The organism is Anaerococcus octavius (genome assembly GCF_900445265.1).
GTDB classification, from domain to species: domain Bacteria; phylum Bacillota; class Clostridia; order Tissierellales; family Peptoniphilaceae; genus Anaerococcus; species Anaerococcus octavius.
Genome location: NZ_UFTA01000002.1, coordinates 769,694 through 788,791, shown reverse-complemented (window position 1 = coordinate 788,791; position 19,098 = coordinate 769,694). Strand labels below are relative to the sequence as shown.

The 19,098-nt window shown below is 29.8% G+C and carries 19 protein-coding genes; 17 read left to right on the top strand and 2 right to left on the bottom strand.

Annotated elements, in window-relative coordinates; translation table 11 throughout:
* Nucleotides 1–8: 8 nt before the first annotated feature.
* From DY249_RS04010 to DY249_RS03930, 17 genes are all read left to right on the top strand, one after another.
* On the top strand, nt 9–743 hold the full coding sequence (locus DY249_RS04010) for a YebC/PmpR family DNA-binding transcriptional regulator (RefSeq protein ID WP_115595261.1): 735 nt from the start codon (nt 9–11) through the stop codon (nt 741–743).
* Entirely contained in the window at nt 743–1,546 is an 804-nt protein-coding gene (gene lgt, locus DY249_RS04005) for a prolipoprotein diacylglyceryl transferase (RefSeq protein ID WP_172540056.1), read from the top strand. The genes DY249_RS04010 and lgt overlap by 1 nt, the downstream gene beginning before the upstream one ends.
* A gap of 130 nt (nt 1,547–1,676) precedes the next feature.
* The gene (gene mraZ, locus DY249_RS04000; RefSeq protein ID WP_115595259.1) at nt 1,677–2,090 is read left to right on the top strand and encodes a division/cell wall cluster transcriptional repressor MraZ; all 414 of its coding nucleotides are present in this window, start codon (nt 1,677–1,679) and stop codon (nt 2,088–2,090) included.
* Between the two features lies 1 nt (nt 2,091).
* Nucleotides 2,092–3,012 carry a 16S rRNA (cytosine(1402)-N(4))-methyltransferase RsmH gene (gene rsmH, locus DY249_RS03995; RefSeq protein ID WP_115595258.1) on the top strand — a complete coding sequence of 307 codons (921 nt, stop codon included), beginning with the start codon at nt 2,092–2,094 and terminating at the stop codon, nt 3,010–3,012.
* Between the two features lies 1 nt (nt 3,013).
* The gene (locus DY249_RS03990; RefSeq protein WP_101540497.1) at nt 3,014–3,406 is read left to right on the top strand and encodes a hypothetical protein; all 393 of its coding nucleotides are present in this window, start codon (nt 3,014–3,016) and stop codon (nt 3,404–3,406) included.
* A 1-nt stretch (nt 3,407) separates the two neighbouring features.
* Entirely contained in the window at nt 3,408–4,358 is a 951-nt protein-coding gene (gene mraY / locus DY249_RS03985; protein WP_115595257.1) for a phospho-N-acetylmuramoyl-pentapeptide-transferase, read from the top strand.
* On the top strand, nt 4,355–5,680 hold the full coding sequence (murD, locus tag DY249_RS03980) for a UDP-N-acetylmuramoyl-L-alanine--D-glutamate ligase (protein ID WP_115595256.1): 1,326 nt from the start codon (nt 4,355–4,357) through the stop codon (nt 5,678–5,680). The genes mraY and murD overlap by 4 nt, the downstream gene beginning before the upstream one ends.
* Nucleotides 5,677–6,762 carry an undecaprenyldiphospho-muramoylpentapeptide beta-N-acetylglucosaminyltransferase gene (gene murG, locus DY249_RS03975; protein ID WP_101540500.1) on the top strand — a complete coding sequence of 362 codons (1,086 nt, stop codon included), beginning with the start codon at nt 5,677–5,679 and terminating at the stop codon, nt 6,760–6,762. The genes murD and murG overlap by 4 nt, the downstream gene beginning before the upstream one ends.
* Before the next feature lies 1 nt (nt 6,763).
* Nucleotides 6,764–7,594 carry a cell division protein FtsQ/DivIB gene (locus DY249_RS03970; RefSeq protein WP_115595255.1) on the top strand — a complete coding sequence of 277 codons (831 nt, stop codon included), beginning with the start codon at nt 6,764–6,766 and terminating at the stop codon, nt 7,592–7,594.
* A gap of 30 nt (nt 7,595–7,624) precedes the next feature.
* Nucleotides 7,625–8,737 (top strand): cell division protein FtsZ, encoded by a 1,113-nt coding sequence (gene ftsZ, locus DY249_RS03965; protein ID WP_101540502.1) that lies wholly within the window; start codon nt 7,625–7,627, stop codon nt 8,735–8,737.
* 1 nt (nt 8,738) lies between these two features.
* Nucleotides 8,739–9,212, top strand: coding sequence for a transcriptional regulator NrdR (gene nrdR, locus DY249_RS03960; protein WP_115595254.1), 474 nt, complete (start codon nt 8,739–8,741; stop codon nt 9,210–9,212).
* Between the two features lie 42 nt (nt 9,213–9,254).
* Complete coding sequence (locus DY249_RS03955; protein WP_115595966.1) at nt 9,255–10,574, top strand: replication-associated recombination protein A; 1,320 nt, start codon at nt 9,255–9,257, stop codon at nt 10,572–10,574.
* A complete protein-coding gene (asnS, locus tag DY249_RS03950) occupies nt 10,564–11,952 on the top strand; it encodes an asparagine--tRNA ligase (protein ID WP_115595967.1) in 1,389 nt (462 codons plus the stop codon). Before DY249_RS03955 ends, asnS begins: the two co-directional genes overlap by 11 nt.
* A gap of 29 nt (nt 11,953–11,981) precedes the next feature.
* Nucleotides 11,982–14,393: a leucine--tRNA ligase gene (leuS, locus tag DY249_RS03945; protein ID WP_115595965.1), complete on the top strand. Its 2,412-nt coding sequence runs from the start codon at nt 11,982–11,984 to the stop codon at nt 14,391–14,393.
* A gap of 117 nt (nt 14,394–14,510) precedes the next feature.
* Nucleotides 14,511–15,119: an NAD(P)H:quinone oxidoreductase gene (wrbA, locus tag DY249_RS03940; RefSeq protein WP_115595253.1), complete on the top strand. Its 609-nt coding sequence runs from the start codon at nt 14,511–14,513 to the stop codon at nt 15,117–15,119.
* Nucleotides 15,120–15,631: 512 nt separating this feature from the next.
* Nucleotides 15,632–16,234, top strand: coding sequence for a TVP38/TMEM64 family protein (locus tag DY249_RS03935; RefSeq protein WP_115595252.1), 603 nt, complete (start codon nt 15,632–15,634; stop codon nt 16,232–16,234).
* A 63-nt stretch (nt 16,235–16,297) separates the two neighbouring features.
* A complete protein-coding gene (locus DY249_RS03930; RefSeq protein ID WP_115595251.1) occupies nt 16,298–16,888 on the top strand; it encodes a TVP38/TMEM64 family protein in 591 nt (196 codons plus the stop codon).
* 230 nt (nt 16,889–17,118) lie between these two features.
* On the opposite strand, the gene DY249_RS03925 is transcribed toward DY249_RS03930, so the two are convergent.
* Both DY249_RS03925 and DY249_RS03915 read right to left on the bottom strand, forming a co-directional pair.
* Nucleotides 17,119–17,646, bottom strand: coding sequence for a P-loop NTPase family protein (locus DY249_RS03925; protein WP_172540054.1), 528 nt, complete (start codon nt 17,644–17,646; stop codon nt 17,119–17,121).
* Between the two features lie 788 nt (nt 17,647–18,434).
* A complete protein-coding gene (locus DY249_RS03915; protein ID WP_101540509.1) occupies nt 18,435–19,061 on the bottom strand; it encodes an alanyl-tRNA editing protein in 627 nt (208 codons plus the stop codon).
* Between the last annotated feature and the right edge of the window lie 37 nt (nt 19,062–19,098).

The following is a 19,098-nucleotide window of genomic DNA, read 5'->3' as shown; positions in this document are numbered from 1 at the left end:
GAGGATTTATGTCAGGACATAATAAGTGGAGCAAAATTAAAAATAAAAAAGGAAGTGAAGATGCTAGAAGAGGTAAAATCTTTACAAAGCATGCTAGAAATATAACTGTAGCAGCTAGACAAGGTGGAGATAATCCAGATTATAACCCAGCTTTAAAGCAAGCAATAGACAAAGCAAAAGCAGACAATATGCCAAATGATAATATAGATAGGGCTATAAAAAAAGCTAGTGGAGAAGGTGCTGGAGATAATTATTCAAGGATTATTTACGAAGGATACGGTCCAGGTGGGGTTGCAGTAATAGTTGACTGTCTTACAGATAATGTTCAAAGGACAGCTCCTGATGTACGTCATGCATTTGATAAAAATGGAGGAAATCTAGGTACAGATGGATCAGTAATGTTTATGTTCGACCATAAAGGAGAAATATTAGTAAACAATGCTGATAAAGATTTTGATCAATTTATGATGGATGCCTTAGAAGCAGGTGCAGATGATGTTATAGAAGAAAAAGAGTTCTTTGAAGCTATAACAAGTATTGAAGCATTTAACGATGCAGTAGAAAATTTAAAAAATGCTGGCTATAAAGTAGAAAGATCAGATATCTCCTATATTGCTCAAAATGATATAGAAGTTGCTAGCGAGCATCACGGAAAATTAGAAAAATTAATAGATACTCTAGAAGACAATGATGATGTTCAGGAAGTTTACACCAACTGGGATGCACCTAACGAGGAAGAATAATGGAATTTAATTTTGATCCAGTAGCCTTTTCTGTATTTGGTATAGAAATCCGCTGGTATGCCTTAATTATAATTGCGGGTATGCTACTTGGAACATACTTTGCAAAAAAAGAGTTTGTAAGACGTGGTTTTGATGAAGACTTTATATATGATGTATTATTTGTAATAATACCAATTGGCATCTTAGGTGCTAGATTTTGGTATGTACTTTTCGAATGGGATTATTATTCACAAAATCCAGGACAAATCTTAAACATTAGAGGCGGAGGATTAGCTATTCACGGTGGAATAATTTTTGGATCTTTAGCCCTCTATTTATATGGAAAAAAGAAAAATGTTCCTTTCTTAGATATGACAGATATGCTAGTGCCATCATTGGCTTTAGGTCAAGGCATTGGTCGTTGGGGAAACTTTATGAATCAAGAAGCTCACGGAGGACCTACAGATCTTCCTTGGGGAATAATAATTGATGGTCAAAAAGTACACCCTACATTTTTATATGAATCTATAGGCGACATTATAATTTTTCTAATATTAATAAATGCTATTAAGAAAAATCCAAATAAAGGAAAAATAACTTCATTATATCTTATAGCCTATGGAATATTAAGATTTTTGGTAGAAGGACTTAGAACAGATTCTTTATATTGGGGACCAATTAGAACAGCTCAACTAATATCCATAGTATTTATATTAGGGGGGGCAATACTACTAGTATGGTCTAATAAAAAAAATCTCCCACCTTATTTTAGACCTAAAAAGTCTGATAAAGAAAAAGAAGCAAACATCATTAGATTTCAATAATATCAACAATTTAATAAGTTTTAATTATGATAAATCGGTCAAATTAGACCGGTTTTTTTGTTTGATTTTTTACTATATATAGTATAAAATGATTATAAAGTGGATTAAAGTGGTTTAAGGTGGTAAAAAGTTGTTTTTAGGTGAATTCACACACAAATTAGATTCTAAAAATAGAATAATGATACCTAGTGAATTTCGCAATGACTTAGGCGAGGAATTTTATATCACAAAAGGACCCGAAAACTCATTAGTCATATATACAAAGGATGAGTTTGAAAGGCAAAGTTTAAGACTTGATGAACTTGTTAATGAAAATAAGAAAAATCGAGCTATAAAGAGATTGTTTTTTTCATCCACTATAAAAACTAGTTTTGATAAACAAGGCAGGGTTTTACTAAATAAAAATTTAAGAGACTATGCCCATATTGAAAGTGAAGCCATGATTATTGGAAATAATCTTACTATAGAAATATGGGATTTAGATTTATGGCAAGAATATATAAATGAAGTTGAGGTGAATTTATCCGATATAATGGATGATTAGTATGGAATTTAATCACATATCAGTACTAGCTGATGAAGTAATAGAAAATTTGAATATAAAACCTGATGGAATTTATGTAGATCTTACTTTAGGAAAAGGTGGACACAGTAAAAGAATTTTAGAAAAATTATCAGAAAATGGTAGACTGATAGCCCTAGATCAAGATCAAGATGCGTTAAATGCCGCAAAAAAAAATCTGTCTGATTATCCTAATGTTACTTTTATAAAAAGTAATTTTGAAGATATAGATAAGGTTTTAGATCAGCTAGAAATTAGTAAAATTGATGGTGCTTTGATGGATATAGGTGTCAGCTCATATCAAATAGATAATGCACAACGTGGTTTTTCTTATATGCACGATGGACCTTTAGATATGAGAATGGATGCCAATAATGAGTTAACAGCAGAAAAAATCGTAAACGGATATTCTTTGGATGAACTTCAAGAGATTTTTTCTAAATATGGTGAAGAAAGATTTTCTAAAACTATAGCTAGAAATATTGTAGAAACTAGAAATAAACAGCGAATAGATACTACTTTCAAGCTAAGAGATTTAGTAAACAAATCAGTTAAAACTAAGGAAGTTCATCCAGAGAAAAGAGTTTTTCAAGCACTAAGGATTGAAGTCAATAGAGAACTAGAAGTTTTAGAAAAGACATTACAAAAAGTTATAGACTATCTAAATAAAGACGCTAGATTATGCGTAATTAGTTTCCACTCTCTAGAAGACCGTATAGTTAAAAATACTTTTAAAGAATTAGAAAAAGATTGTATATGCCCACCGGACTTACCAGTTTGTGTATGCAATCATAAGGCAAAGGTAAAAATTATCACAAAAAAACCAATCACTGCAAGTAAAAAAGAACTGAAAGAAAACTCTAGAGCAAAAAGCGCCAAACTTAGAGTATGTAAGAGGATTTAATATGGCGGAAAGAATAGAAAAAGTAGATTCAAGAAAAAATAATAATCACAATAGAAAGAGATTTAAGGCAAAAGAAAACCCTAAGTACAGTAGAAAAAATCAAATGAAGATTCAACAGAAAAAAGATAAGCGATTTAAAGCTATATTATCTTTTCTAACTTTTGCTATCGTACTAAGCCTAGGATATTTTACTTTTACTACTAGAAATGAGTTACTTGCAAAACGTGATCAGTATAAAAATTTAGCAAGCGAAACTATTTCTCAAGAGCTAAAAAGAGATAGATTAAATGCAAAACTTGAAGATACTGTAGACTTAAACCGTATACAAAGGTATGCTTTAGAAGAACTAGGAATGGTATACGAAAAAGACGGAGCAGAAAGAATAGATAATTAATATGAATGATATATTTAAAATAACTATTGTAAGCATTATTACAACAATAATTTTAGGTTATGTAATTTTACCAATTTTAAAAAATATGAAAGTTGGTCAAAATATTAGAAAAGAAGGTCCTAAAAGTCACTATCAAAAAGCTGGAACACCAACTATGGGGGGGATTATATTTTTAATATCTGCACTATTGATGACACTTATTTATGTTCCTTTTAATATGAGCACAGCGATTATATTAATTTCATTTATAGGTTATGGTGCTATTGGATTTATAGATGACTTTAGAAAATTAGTACTAAAGCAATCAGAAGGATTGAAACCAAATGAAAAAATTATTTTACAATTTGGTCTTGCTATTTTAGTAACAGTTTTAGCTTATGTAAATGATAATGAGAGTATTACATATCTAACTATTCCATTTTCTAATTATCCTTTACATGTAAGCTTTTTCGGATTCCCTATTTTAGTATTTATTATAGTAGGAACTACAAACGCAGTGAATTTAACAGATGGTCTTGATGGTCTGGCAACAAGTGTTAGTTTACCAGTAGCTATTTGCTTATTTTTATTAGCGACAACAGATTCTACTAGATTATTTTCTGTTATATTGTTTGCAAGTTTACTAGGATTTTTATATTTTAATACCAATCCAGCTTCAGTTTTTATGGGAGATACTGGATCGATGGCAATAGGAGGTGCTATTGTTGCACTTGCAATAATAGAAAAAATTCCTATATATCTTGTAATTTTTGGTGGAGTTTATGTAATGGAAACTTTATCAGTTATTATTCAAGTTTTATCCTACAGACACCGTAACAAAAAAAGAGTATTTTTAATGACTCCGATTCATCATCATTTTGAATTGAAAGGATACAAAGAACCTAAAATAGTTTCAGCATTTTCAATAGTTTCTGTACTATTATGCTTAATAACATTGGTGGCAATATTATGAGAAAAGTATTAATTTATGGATTAGGTGTAAGTGGCATATCAACAGTTAAAACTTTGGCGAAAAAAGGATATGATGTTTATACTTATGATAAAAATAAAAAAGAAATAGATCAATTAAAGGGCTATAATTATAGCCCTCTTTCTCTTTCAGATTTGACAGATTATGATTTTGAATATGTGGTAAAATCTCCTGGTATAAAGCCAAGTGATGATACGTTATTAAAACTTGCTGAAAAATATGAAATAATAAGTGATATAGAATTATCCTATAGATTATTTCCAAATAAGATTTTTCTATCAATCACTGGAACAAATGGAAAAACATCTACCACTTCTATGGTTACACATATTTTAAATCAGTCAGGTATAGATGCAATTTCTGTCGGTAATATTGGTGAGGGAATTTTATGGCAAATGTATAAGCATGATGTAATATTTGTCGAAGAACTTTCTTCATTCCAATTAAAAAATACATATAAATTTCATCCTCATATAGCAAGTATTTTAAATATTAGTCCAGATCATATAGACTGGCATGGAGATTTTGATGATTATATTTTGTCAAAATTAAATATAGCTAAAAACCAAAATAAAAATGACTATTTAATTATAAATAAAAACGATGAGATTTTACAAAGAAACAAAGACAATTTTAGAGCAAATATTTATGAATTTTCATCACTAGGCCCAGTTAAAAATGGACTTTATATAGATAAAAATATAATTTATTATATAGATGAAAAAAGTAAGAAAGAAGTGCTAAATACAAATGAATTAAAAATAATTGGTACTCATAATTATGAAAATCTAATGGCTTCTATGCTCGAATGTTACTTATATGGACTTGATTTTCAAGCAATATCCAAAGCAGCAAAAACATTTGTTTCTATAGAACATAGACTAGAATTTGTTAATGAAATAAATGGAGTAAAAATTTACAATGATTCAAAAGCTACTAATGTGGATAGTGCGGTAAAAGCAATAAAATCATTTTCTGAGCCCATCATAATTATCGCTGGTGGTTATGATAAAAAAATAGACTATAGTGATTATGTAAAAGCGTTTAAAGAAAATGGCAAATTGATGATAATTATAGGTGAAACTAAAGAACAATTGAGAGCCATTTGCGAATTAGAAAATATTGATTATATTTTAGCTAATGATATGGATCATGCAGCAAGATTAGCTTGTCAAAATGCAGAAAAAAATGATGTAATACTCTTATCACCAGCAAGTGCTAGCTGGGACATGTATAAGTCCTATGAAATAAGAGGCAATGACTTTAAGGAAAAAATAGAAAAATATAAAGGAATGATAAAATGAATGTAATTATTTCAGGAGGAGGCACTGGTGGTCATATATATCCAGCAGTAGCAATCGCCCAAAAAATCCAAGAAAATATTAATGATGTAAATATTTTATATGTAGGGATAAAAGGCGGACCTGAAGAAGCCATTGCAAAAAAATATGGCTATAAATTTGAGCCGATTGAAGGCATGGGAATGCCAAGAAAAATTAACAGAAGGCTTTTTAAATCTCTTTCTAAAAATATGAGAGGTTTTAAAGCGGCCAGGAAAATAATAAATGAATTTAAACCAGACATTGCAATAGGTACTGGCGGTTATGTTTGTGGACCGATAATTTACCAGGCAGCCAAGCTAAAAGTGCCAACCATTATCCACGAATCTAACTCTTATCCAGGAAAGACATCAAAATACTTATCAAAAAAGGTTGATTATGTATGTATATCATATGCAGAAGCAATCAAACACTTTAAATTTAAAGACAATATAGTTGTTACTGGAAATCCTGTAAGAAATAACTTTGTAAGTACTTATAATAATGAGGATTTAGATAAACTTGGCATAGATAAAAATCTACCAGTAGTATTTTCTTTTGGTGGATCCAATGGATCATATTCAATGAATAAAGCTGTAAAGGAAATGGCAGAAAAGCTAAAAGGAGATTTTTACTTATTGCATCAAACTGGCAAAAAAAATTATGATAAATTTTTAGAAGATTTACCAGATAATAAATATTTAAAAGTATTCCCTTATATAGATAATATTGATCTATTTTATGCTGTAAGCGATTTGGTAATTGCTTCAAGCGGTGCAATGAGTCTTTCTGAGATTTCAAGTGTCAAAAAACCATCTATACTAATACCAAAAGCATACACAACAGAAAATCATCAACAGTACAATGCTGAAACTTATGTAAAAAATAATGCTTCATTGATGATTTTAGAAAAAGATCTTGACGGTAAAATTTTATATAATAATATAATTAGTATTATAAATGATAAAGAAAAATTAAAAGAAATGGGACAAAATAGCGGGAAATTAGCTCAAGACGGTGCTAGTGATGCTATTTTAAAACTTGTTTTAGAACTAATAGAGAAATGATATGCAAAATTCTAATGATGATAGATATTTAAAAAAAGACGGCAGAACCGTAAATAAAAAGTATATAGCAAAAAAACATAGTAAGGAAAAGAACAAAAAATTTTTTAGTAAGTCATATGTTTTGGTACTAGTTATACTAGCTATTGCTTCAATATTATATAGTGCATATGCACATTCTTATATGAAAATTTCACAAATATATATTACAGGTAATAATATAAGTGCTGATTCTGAAATTATTGGTCAAATAGGAAATCCTATTGGAGAAAATATATTGTTTTATGACACAAAAGATCAAGAACCTAATATAACAAAACTACCATATATAGAAAGTGCAAGTATAAAGAAAGTTTTTCCTAATTTATTAAGTATAATTGTAGAAGAGAATTATCCTTTATTTTTTCAAAATGCCGATGGCAAAGATTTATATATATCAAATACAGGTGTTTTTTTAGGGGAGGATATAGGAGAGTTCGACAAATCTTTGCTCAAAGAAATAAATGGAGCAAATCTTAGAAAAGAAATTGGTGAAAATTTTACTAGTTCACAAGCAAGTTTAAACTTTATAAAATCTATCCAAAGATTTTCATATTTTAACGATATCAAGCAATTAAATTTGGAAAATAAAACTCAAATTGGTATAATGATAAATGATATAGATGTGAAATTCGGAGATTTGAACGACATAGACTATAAACTAAAAATTTTAGATAATATACTAAATGATGCCAGGGAAAAATCTATAACTATTACAGAAATAGATTTAGATAATGGGAAAAATCCTGTTGTAAAAGTAAGTCCTGATTCATATAGTGATAATCTAAATCATTAATTAAAAAGAAACTAGAACACGGGGGAAAATATGGCGAACATTAACATGGAAATGGATGACAACTCTTTAGCTAAAATAAAAGTTATTGGAGTTGGTGGCGGTGGAAATAATGCTATTAGCCGCATGAGAGATAATGGATTATCAGGAGTAGAATTTGTAGCAGTAAATACAGATTTACAAACTCTACAAGAATCAAATGCTGATTTAAGACTACAAATTGGTGAAAAACTTACTAGAGGTCTAGGTGCTGGCGCAAATCCAACTGTTGGAGAAAAAGCAGCGGAAGAATCAAAAAATGATATTACTGAATCCCTAAAAGGTGCTGACATGGTGTTTATAACAGCTGGTATGGGAGGCGGTACAGGTACAGGTGCTGCTCCAGTTGTAGCAGGTGTTGCAAAAGATATGGACATCCTAACAGTAGGTGTTGTAACAAAACCATTTACATTTGAAGGTAGGAAAAGACAATCTCAAGCAGAAGCTGGTATCGAAAGATTAAAAGAAAATGTAGACACACTTATCACCATTCCAAACGATAGATTATTACAAATTGTTGAAAAAAGAACATCAATGGTAGATGCCTTTAAACTTGCAGACCAAGTATTAATGGATGCGGTAAGTGGTATTTCAGAACTAATTGCTATACCAAATGTTATTAATCTTGACTTTGCAGATGTTGAATCAATAATGTCTGATCAAGGCATTGCCCACATGGGTATAGGCAGAGCTAGTGGAGAAAACAGAGCAGTAGATGCTGCAAAAGCTGCTATTAACTCACCACTACTTGAAACCTCAATTGAAGGTGCTAAGGCTGTTCTTCTTAACGTAACAGCTGCAGAGGTAGGATTAATGGAAGCAAATGAAGCTGCTGAGCTAATACGTGATAACATAGACTCAGATGCAAATATCATATTTGGTGTTGGTTCTGACGAATCTATGGGAGATGAAATCAAAATTACAGTTATTGCAACAGGATTTGATAATCAAGGTAGACCATCTTCTAGATCAAGCGAGATGAATGCTCCAACTAGAAACTCTAGATCTGAATACGAATCACAACCAAGACCAGCTCGCCCAGCAGAAGAAAAAAAAGCGAAATCAAATCCATTTGATGATATAGATCTACCAGATTTCTTAAAATAATATGAAATGGCCGTATTGTCATTCAACTAACACAAAGGTACTCGACTCAAGAACCACTGAAGATGATACAGCTATAAGACGTAGAAGATTGTGTGAGGATTGTGGTAAAAGATTTTCAACCTATGAACGCTATGAAAATATTACCCTGATGGTTATAAAAAAAGATGAAACCAGGGAAGCCTATGATCCATCTAAAATCATAAATGGTATAGTAAAAAGCTGTCAAAAAAGACCCGTGTCTCTGGATGAAATTGAGCAAGTAGCTAAAAATGTGGAAATTAAAATAAACCATACAGGCAAAAAAGAAGTTACGTCGACCTATATTGGAGAGCTTGTCATGGATGAACTAAAAGATTTAGATCCTGTGGCATATGTGAGGTTTGCTTCAGTTTATAGAGAATTCAAAGATGTCGATTCATTTTATAATGAAATTGTTAATTTAAGAGATAAGAAAGATGCCAGCGAAGAGCAGTAATTGTACTTTTGCTGCATCTTTTTTTATACTAGAAAGGCTAATATGGACTTATTTGAACTAAATAAACAAAGAGAATTAGAAAAATCTGCACCTTTAGCTGATAGGCTTAGGCCAAAATCTTTAGAGACCTATATTGGTCAAGAGCATTTAGTAGGTGAGGGTAAGATAATCAATCGTATGATAAAGGCCGATAGGATTTACTCTATGATTTTTTATGGACCCCCAGGTGTAGGCAAAACTACTCTTGCAAAAATAATTTCAGCATCAACAAATATGGATTTTGAAGAACTCTCCGCAGTTTCTAGTGGAATTTCTGATGTTAAGAAAAAAATAGAAATTGCAAAGGATAATTTAAAATACGAGAATAAAAAAACAATCTTGTTTATAGATGAAATCCATAGATTTAACAAATCTCAGCAAGATTATCTTTTACCTTTTGTTGAAGACTCTACAATCATATTAATAGGTGCAACTACAGAAAATCCATATTTTGAGGTTAACAAAGCCTTAATATCGAGAATGTATGTATTTGAGCTAAAATCTTTAAATAATAATGAATTAAATAGTTTAATAAATTTGGCTTTAGATAAGGATACTATATTAAAAAATAAAAATGTCTCATTAGATGCTGACGCAAAAGATACACTTATAAAATATTCTAATGGAGATAGCAGAGCTCTTTTAAATGCTCTAGAAATTGCTGTATTTTCAGAAAATGAGAAAGATGGTAAAATAAATATATGCAAAGATACAATTGAGAATTCTATACAAAAAAAGATTGCTATCTATGACAAAAAAGGCGACAGGCATTATGATACTATTTCTGCTTTTATAAAGTCAATGAGAGGATCAGATCCTGATGCCGCTGTTTATTATTTAGCTAAAATGTTAGAATCTGGTGAAGATATAAAATTTATAGCAAGACGTATGATTATTTTTGCATCAGAAGATATCTCGAATGCAGATCCATATGCCTTGGTACTTGCAACAAATACCTTTGATGCTATAAATAATGTAGGTATGCCAGAAGCTTGCATAATTTTATCTCAAACTGTAACCTATTTATCTCTTGCTGATAAAAGTAATTCAACATATTTAGCGATTGATAAGGCGATGAAATTTGTTAGAGAAAATAAAGATAGAGAAGTACCTAATAAATTAAAAGATTCTCATTATTCTGGAAGTAAGAATTTAATTCATGACAAATACTTATATCCGCATTCATTTGGCGGATATGTAGATCAATCTTATCTGCCAGATGATTTTGTAGGAGAGAAATTTTACCAAGCCCTTGATATAGGCTATGAAAAAGAACTTAATGAAAAACTTAAAAAAAGGAAGGATGAAACTAATGAAGATTAGAGAAATTTTAAATAATATTGATTCGTATGTAGATCAGGAAGTAGAAGTTAATGGTTGGATAAGAAATTCTAGATTTGGCAAAAATGTAGGATTTATCGAACTAAATGATGGTAGTACTTTCAAAAATTTACAAGTTGTAGTAGGAGCAGATTATTCAGATTATGATGAACTTTCTCACCAATTTTTATCAACTAGCTTAGCAGTAAAAGGTAAATTGGTTGCAACAGGTAATAATAAAACACCATACGAGATACAAGCAAATGAAATTAAAGTTTTAGGTGAATCTTCAGAAAAATTTCCTATCCAAAAACAAAGACAAACTTTAGAATATATGAGAACTATTCCTCATCTTCGTCCAAGAACCAATACATATAGAGCTGTTTTTAAAGTAAGAAGCTCTCTAGCATTTGCTCTCCATCAATTTTTTCAACAACGTGGATTTTTATATGTAAATCCACCAATTGTAACAGGTTCTGATGCAGAAGGTGCTGGAGAAATGTTTAATATAACAACAATAGACCCTAATGAGGCACCAATGACAGAAGAAGGTAATGTAGATTACAATAAAGATTTCTTTGGAAAAAAAGCATATCTAACAGTTTCTGGTCAATTGGAAGCAGAAGATTATGCTCTAGCTTTTGGTGATGTGTATACTTTTGGTCCTACATTTAGAGCTGAAGTTTCTAACACACCACGTCATGCTGCAGAATTTTGGATGCTAGAACCAGAAATGGCTTTTGCAGATTATAATCAAGCTATGGATGTTGCAGAAGATATGATTAAATACATTATTGATTACTTGCTAGAAAATAATAAAGATGAGATGGAATTTTTCAATAAATTTATAGATGAAGAATTATTTGATAGACTTGATCAAGTAAGGAATAAAGATTTTGCAAGAGTAACATATACTGAAGCAATCGAAAAATTACAAGAGAGTGGAAAAGAATTTGAATTCCCAGTCGAATGGGGTATGGATCTACAAACAGAACATGAAAGATATCTATCAGAAGAAATTGTAAACGGTCCAGTATTTGTAACAGATTATCCAAAAGATATTAAAGCTTTCTATATGAAAAGAAACGCAGATGGCAAAACTGTAGCAGCTTTTGATATGCTTGTGCCAGGTGTTGGTGAATTAATAGGTGGCTCCCAAAGGGAAGAAAATATTGACGAGCTTTTAAAATCATTTGAGGAAAATGGTCTAAAAGAAGAGGACTATCAAAATTACTTAGATTTAAGAAGATTTGGTACAGTTGTACACTCAGGATTTGGATTAGGTTTTGAAAGAGCTGTAATGTATGTAACAGGTATGAAAAATATTCGTGACGTAATTGCTTATCCAAGATACGTAAATGCACTATCAAACCAAAACTAGGAGAAAAAATGACAGATAATATTTCTAATATTCCAGAATATAATCCCAACGCTATTGAAAAAAAATGGCAAAAAATATGGGATGAAAATAAAACATTCCATAGTGAAATAGACCATGACAAGGAAAAATATTATGCTTTAGTAGAATTTCCTTATCCTTCAGGGCAAGGTCTTCACGTTGGTCACCCAAGACCATATACCGCCTTAGATGTGGTTTCTAGAAAACGTAGACTTGAAGGATACAACGTATTATATCCAATGGGTTGGGACGCTTTTGGATTGCCAACTGAAAATTATGCTATAAAAAATAAAATTCATCCATCAAAGGTAACTGAAGATAATATCAAGAATTTTAAAGGTCAATTAAAATCTATAGGTTTTTCTTTTGATTGGGATAGAGAAATAAATACTACTAATCCCGAATACTATAAATGGAGTCAATGGATTTTTATCCAATTATATAAACATGGTTTAGCCTATAAAAATGAAATGAGTGTAAACTGGTGTCCATCTTGCCAAGTAGGGCTTGCTAATGAAGAAGTTGTTGATGGCAAGTGTGAAAGATGCGGAACTGAAGTTGTGCACAAGATGAAAAATCAATGGATGCTAAAAATTACAGAATATGCTGATAGACTAATAGATGATTTAGATGAAGTTGATTTCGAAGATAGGATAAAGGCACAACAAATAAATTGGATTGGTAGGTCTAATGGAGCAAATGTAAACTTTAATCTAAAAGAAGTTGATGAAAAGCTTACGGTTTACACAACAAGACCAGATACAATATTTGGCGTGACTTATATGGTAATCTCTCCAGAACACCCAATTTTAGAAGATTATAAAGAAAAAATCCAAAATTATCAAGATGTTTTATCTTACCAAGAAGAGGCTCGCAAAAAATCCGATTTTGAAAGAGCAGAATTAAATAAAGATAAGACTGGAGTTATGCTTGATGGAATATCAGCTATAAATCCACTTTCTGGAAAAGAAATTCCTATTTGGGTTTCAGATTATGTTTTAATGTCCTATGGAACAGGTGCTATAATGGCAGTTCCAGCTCATGATAGCCGTGATTATGAATTTGCAAAAACTTTTGATATGCCAATTATTCCTGTTTATGAAACAGCAAATAAAGAAGAATTACCACTTACAGATATAAACAAAGGTAATTCTATAAATTCAGAGTTCTTAAATGGATTAAATGTAGCAGATGCTAAGAAAAAATCTATAGAGTATATAGAAGAAAATAATCTAGGAGAAGCTACAACAAACTTTAAACTCCGTGACTGGGTATTTTCTCGTCAAAGATATTGGGGAGAGCCAATTCCGATGGTTTACTGTGAAGAGCATGGTTGGAATCCAGTAGATGAAAGCGAACTACCTATAATGCTTCCAGAAGTAGATACTTATGAGCCAACAGCAACTGGAGAGTCTCCACTTTCAGAAATAAAAGATTTTGTAAATACAACTTGCCCAGTTTGTGGGGGACCTGCAAAAAGAGAAACAGATACTATGCCACAATGGGCAGGAAGCTCTTGGTATTATCTAAGATATATGGATCCACACAATGATGAAGCTATCGCAAGTGATCAAGCATTAAATTATTATAGTCCAGTAGATTGGTATAATGGAGGAATGGAGCATACAACACTTCATTTGCTTTATTCAAGATTTTGGCACAAATTTCTTTATGATTTAGGAGTTGTACCTACTAAAGAACCTTATCAAAAAAGAACTAGCCATGGTATGATTTTAGGTGAAGATCATCAAAAAATGAGTAAATCTCGAGGAAATGTAGTAAACCCCGATGATATTATTCGTGATTATGGAGCGGATACACTTCGTACTTATGAAATGTTTATAGGTGATTTTGGATCAACTGCTATATGGTCAGATGAAGGTGTACGTGGATGTAGAAAATACCTAGAGCGCGTTTATAATATGCTCGATTTAGTTGAAGATGGAGAAGAATATTCGAAAGATTTAGAAGTATCAATCCATCAAACAATTAAAAAAGTATCTGAAGATTATGAAAATCTTAAATTTAATACAGCTATTGCAAGCTTGATGTCACTGTCTAATGAAATGAGATCAATAGGTAAAATTACTAAAGCTGATTTTAGAACATATCTTATACTTTTAAATCCAGTAGCTCCTCACTTAACTGAAGAATTGTGGGAACTAGCAAGATTTGACGGTATGCTAAATCAAACAACATGGCCAAGCTATGATGAGAAAAAATTAGTCTTAGATGAATTTGAAATGCCAGTTCAAATTAATGGAAAAATGCGTGGCAAAGTTCTAATGGCTATGGAAGCTAGCGAAGAAGATGCAATTAGTGCAGCAAAATCAGATAGCAATATTTTTAATCATTTAGATGGAAAAGAAATTAGAAAAATAATATACGTTCCAGGAAAAATATTAAATATAGTGGTAGGATAAAAAATTAGTAGGATTTTGTCCTACTTTTTTTATGTAAAAACAAAGTAAATAATATTAATAAAATTTGGGTATTTAATCTATGTACTTTAGTTTAATGAATACAGAAAGGATATGGTTATGGAAAAAATAAAATTAGCTATAGTTTTTTACTCTCAAACAGGAGTTAATTATAAAATGGCATCTATTGCAAAAGAAGAAGCAGAAAAACATGGAGCTGAAGTTAAACTATTAAAAGTTAAAGAACTTAGAGATACTTCAGATGTTATAGCAAACTCACCATGGGATAAAACTATTAAAGTAACAGAAAATATTGATATTGCAAAACCAGAAGATTTAGTATGGGCAGATGCGATTATATTTTCAACCCCAACTAGATTTGGTAATATATCAAGTCAAATGAAAGATTTTATTGACTCACTGGGAGGAGTTTGGGCTAGTGGCAAACTTGTTAATAAATTTGTAACTGCTTTTGCATCAGCAAAAAATAACAATGGTGGACAAGAGCATACGATACGTGCAATTTATACTTCTGCTATGCACTGGGGATCAATAATAGTTCCTACTGGTTATACAGATGATTCAATTTATGCTCAAGGTGGAAATCCTTACGGAGTAACAGCAACTCAAAAGGGTGAAGATGATCAAATAGTAAATGATGTAAAAGCTGCAATTGAACATCAAACAAGAAGACTAATAGATATTACGAAAAAATATATAAATGATTAATATAGAACCTAGCATTATTGCTAGGTTTTTATATATGTTTAATATATATTGTAAGATATTAGCCTACAAAACTTGTTATATAAGATATTTTATGAATATAGTTGAAATATTAGGTTTCAAATAGTTATACATATTAATTGCTATTATTTACTAATTATTTATAAATGCAAGAAAATTAGTAAAAGAATTAAGCAGAGAAAATAAAAAGATAAGGCTATTATAAAAAATTATTTAGTATTTTATATAGTGAACTCTATAATGAGAAAATGTCTATTATTTCTATAAAATGCTTATATATTTTTTTATCCTATATATTATCCAAAAGGATTATAAAAATAAAGATAATAATAAAAAAATAATTTGTAAATTTAATTTATTAGTGTATCATTATAAGTGATACACCTTATATATTTATATAATAATTAACGATATTAAAGTTTAATTATTAAATTAGATTATTGGGTATATTAAATAAAATAGAAATTTTAAAATGGATTATTTTAGAAGGAATTATGAAAGATTTTTTTAAAAGAAATATTTACAATATAATATCGTTACTCATGTTGATATTTTTTGCTTTATTAGCATACTATGGTTACAAAAAAGGTCTCTTTGATTCTATAGAATCTTTTCGTACTTATGTTTTGTCATTTGGACCGTGGGCATTTTTAATATTTTTCATAGCAAATATCATGCAAGTAGTTGTACCGGGAGTTCCTGGTGGAATTATTTTAGCTTTTGGAGTAATTACTTTTGGACCTTTAAAAGGATTTATTTATAATTATCTTTCTATTTGTGTAGGATCTATGCTTAATTTTTTAATTTCTAGAACATTTGGTCAAAGCCTTGTATTAAAAATGTTTGGAGAAGGAACTTTTAACAAATACAAGGATAAGATAAAAGATAATACTTATGAAAAGTTTTTTGCACTTGCTATATTGCTTCCCGCAGCTCCTGATGATTTTTTATGCTATCTTACAGGTTTGAGCAATATGAGTTTTAAAACTTTTGCAAAAATTATCTTACTTTGTAAACCACCATCTATCTTGGCTTACTCTATGGCTTGGTACTATGGCTTTGATTGGTTTATACAAAAAATACAATCTTTATCGTAGTTGACAAAATTATTAAATTTATGTATTATTGTATTATACTAATAATACAATTAAGAAGGAAATATGAAACAATTTTTCAAAAAAAATTTATATAATATTATAGCGGTAATTGTGCTTTTAATTTTGACTGTACTAGGGTATCTTGGTTACAAAGAAGGTTTATTTAATTCAATAGATACTTTTAGGGATTTTATATTATCTTATGGAGCTTGGGCAAATATTATTTTTATGCTTGTGCAAGTAACACAAATTGTAGTACCGATAATACCAGGTGGATTAACTACAATCTTTGGAGTTGTTATCTTTGGTCCACTATGGGGATTTATTTACAATTATATATCCATTTGTTTTGGATCTATGTTGGTGTTTTTTATATCCAGAACATTTGGAAAATCAATTGTACTAAACTTATTTGGTGAAGATACTTTTGATAAGTATAAGCATAAAATAAAAGATAAGACTTATGAGAAGTTTTTTGCTTGGGCTATTTTATTACCTGTAGCTCCAGATGACTTTCTATGCTACTTAACCGGTTTATCTGATATGAGTTTTAAAAAATTTTCAACTATAATTCTTTTATGTAAACCCCCTTCAATATTCTTATATTCAATGGGATGGGCAATGGGATTAGAGTGGATCGTTAATAAAATATAATTTGAAAAGGAGCACTACAAAATGATGATAATCCATTATTTTGTAAGTACTCCTTATTTTATGCATATAGTTCTTTTTGTGTGTTAAACATTTTCTGCGTATAGTTTATTGGCTTTTAGAAGTTCAGTGTGACTTTCATTTTCTTCAATGTGACCATTATTACAAACAATAATTCTATCAGCATATTTAGTAGAAGACAAGCTATGGGATATGAATAGTGATGTTTGATCTTATGTAATTTTTAGCATATTTTCGAATATTTCTTGTTCGCTACGAGGGTCAATAGCACTTGTTGGTTCATCCATAATTATAAACTTACCTTTGTGTTGCATGGAACGTGCTAAGGCTAATTTTTGACCTAAACCACCTGATGTAGATACTCCGTTATTGTCAAAGACAGTCGTTAAATAATTTTCTTTTCCATCTGCTAGATTGTCAACGATAATTACAAAAGAAAATAAGCCAGCAAACAAAATATAAAATTTTGATAGTCTTATATTTCCATTTTGAAGATTGGATATCAGCCAATAGAAAATATGTACATCACGGATTAAAGATATGGCCTTAGCCCTTAAATTGAGTGTAAAAACTTTACTGTTTGATTTTACAAATTCATTATCCCAGTGTTTTGTAATACTGGAATAATACTTTTTAAACAACGTATTATAAATCATACATAAGTATATCAAGCTTGCTAATTGGACTTTGAAGTTCATAGTTAAATTGTTGTAATTATTCCCATGTATAATCCATGTCATTCCAAAAAGCATCATATATAAATGTCGTTTTATATATGAATTTACAAGAGAAAAACGTTAATACCATCATATGAATTATTAGTCACCATTATAGAGCTGTAAATTTCCAAAGATAACCAATTAAAGATATGATTAAACCAAAAATTAAAGACATATGAAGAATTATTCCTCCAAAACCATCAAAGGGATATTGTATTGATCTTATAGCGTCAGTAATGATCTCTTTATATTTCTTATTTTATTGTTTTGGGTATGACAAACTAAGGCTATAATTTATAATATTTATATTTAAACTATAACGTATATTATTCATTCTCACCCTGTAATTGCCAGTTAAGAACGAGTTTAAGAATTTCATTAAAGATGTTAGGATAAATAATCTTATAAAAAATGGAATAAAAAATTCTAATCCTTTGTCCTTATTATCTATAACATAGGCAGGAGCAAATATCCATATGAATGGCACACCATTGATTATGGAATTAAGGATTACTATGATATATAGGAAAGGGTCTTTGGACCACATTTGATTTAAAATAAATTTTAGTTCTTTCATAAGTGTAGGAATATTCCCACGACCCCCTTGTCTTTTATTTATAGTCAAAGCAAGGAGTATATGTACTTACTTTGACTATTCAGTTACTTGTTTCTCCTAGTTTATTATTTATATTAATATTCATTTTTATCCTCCTTTCTATGTATTTGATTATAGTATGGTAACTTATAGATGTAAATATGTATAAAATTTGATAAATATAATATAAAAAAAGATGGCTATATTGCCATCATTATTTTAGCAAATCCCCGCCTGCTAAAAACTCTAATTCTAAATCATTGCCAAATGTTTCGCTTTCTATTATTTTAAAACCGCGAATTTTACTAGTATTGTCAAAGCATATTTCATTATTTATCACTTCTCCTAAAGGATAAATAGATGTAATTCCTTGTATGTTTTCTATTTTTAAAGATTTTTCAACAGTAAAATTAATTTGATTTTCAATTAAATCTTTATCAAATACTTCATAAAAATCAGTAATTTTTATAACTGCTCTATCAGCATCTAGGTTTAAAATTAAATCCTTGGCTTGGTAAAAGCTTTCAAAAATTAATTTAAAAATTATAAAAGCTGTATTATAAACCAAGTTTTTATTGCGATTTTTGTAATCTAGATTTAATATAACTTCTGATTTGTTTGGTTTACCTTTTACTGTGTGGATTATATTATCACGTTTTTCTTCAACTGAAATAATATCAAGATTTGAAATACTTCCATATTCTTTTAGAAATCCATTCGTTTTTGGCATAAAAATAGTTCTATCTAGAATTATTTGAGTAGTGCCATGTTGTACTCTTCTTGAAATTATATTTGCTTTTAATTCATATATTTCTGGATATTTTAAATAAACTTTTTGCATTGTAAGCCTTTCTATAATTAAAACTATTTGTTAATCA

Bases quoted from the DNA above. Each gene is read 5' to 3' on its own strand.
- lgt (WP_172540056.1), top strand. From the start codon at position 743: ATGGAATTTAATTTTGATCCAGTAGCCTTTTCTGTATTTGGTATAGAA.
- ftsZ (WP_101540502.1), top strand. From the start codon at position 7,625: ATGGCGAACATTAACATGGAAATGGATGACAACTCTTTAGCTAAAATA.
- murG (WP_101540500.1), top strand. From the start codon at position 5,677: ATGAATGTAATTATTTCAGGAGGAGGCACTGGTGGTCATATATATCCA.
- DY249_RS03955 (WP_115595966.1), top strand. From the start codon at position 9,255: ATGGACTTATTTGAACTAAATAAACAAAGAGAATTAGAAAAATCTGCA.
- mraY (WP_115595257.1), top strand. From the start codon at position 3,408: ATGAATGATATATTTAAAATAACTATTGTAAGCATTATTACAACAATA.
- DY249_RS03930 (WP_115595251.1), top strand. From the start codon at position 16,298: ATGAAACAATTTTTCAAAAAAAATTTATATAATATTATAGCGGTAATT.
- DY249_RS03915 (WP_101540509.1), bottom strand. From the start codon at position 19,061: ATGCAAAAAGTTTATTTAAAATATCCAGAAATATATGAATTAAAAGCA.
- nrdR (WP_115595254.1), top strand. From the start codon at position 8,739: ATGAAATGGCCGTATTGTCATTCAACTAACACAAAGGTACTCGACTCA.
- murD (WP_115595256.1), top strand. From the start codon at position 4,355: ATGAGAAAAGTATTAATTTATGGATTAGGTGTAAGTGGCATATCAACA.
- DY249_RS03925 (WP_172540054.1), bottom strand. From the start codon at position 17,646: ATGACATGGATTATACATGGGAATAATTACAACAATTTAACTATGAAC.
- DY249_RS03990 (WP_101540497.1), top strand. From the start codon at position 3,014: ATGGCGGAAAGAATAGAAAAAGTAGATTCAAGAAAAAATAATAATCAC.
- DY249_RS04010 (WP_115595261.1), top strand. From the start codon at position 9: ATGTCAGGACATAATAAGTGGAGCAAAATTAAAAATAAAAAAGGAAGT.
- asnS (WP_115595967.1), top strand. From the start codon at position 10,564: ATGAAGATTAGAGAAATTTTAAATAATATTGATTCGTATGTAGATCAG.
- DY249_RS03935 (WP_115595252.1), top strand. From the start codon at position 15,632: ATGAAAGATTTTTTTAAAAGAAATATTTACAATATAATATCGTTACTC.
- rsmH (WP_115595258.1), top strand. From the start codon at position 2,092: ATGGAATTTAATCACATATCAGTACTAGCTGATGAAGTAATAGAAAAT.
- wrbA (WP_115595253.1), top strand. From the start codon at position 14,511: ATGGAAAAAATAAAATTAGCTATAGTTTTTTACTCTCAAACAGGAGTT.
- DY249_RS03970 (WP_115595255.1), top strand. From the start codon at position 6,764: ATGCAAAATTCTAATGATGATAGATATTTAAAAAAAGACGGCAGAACC.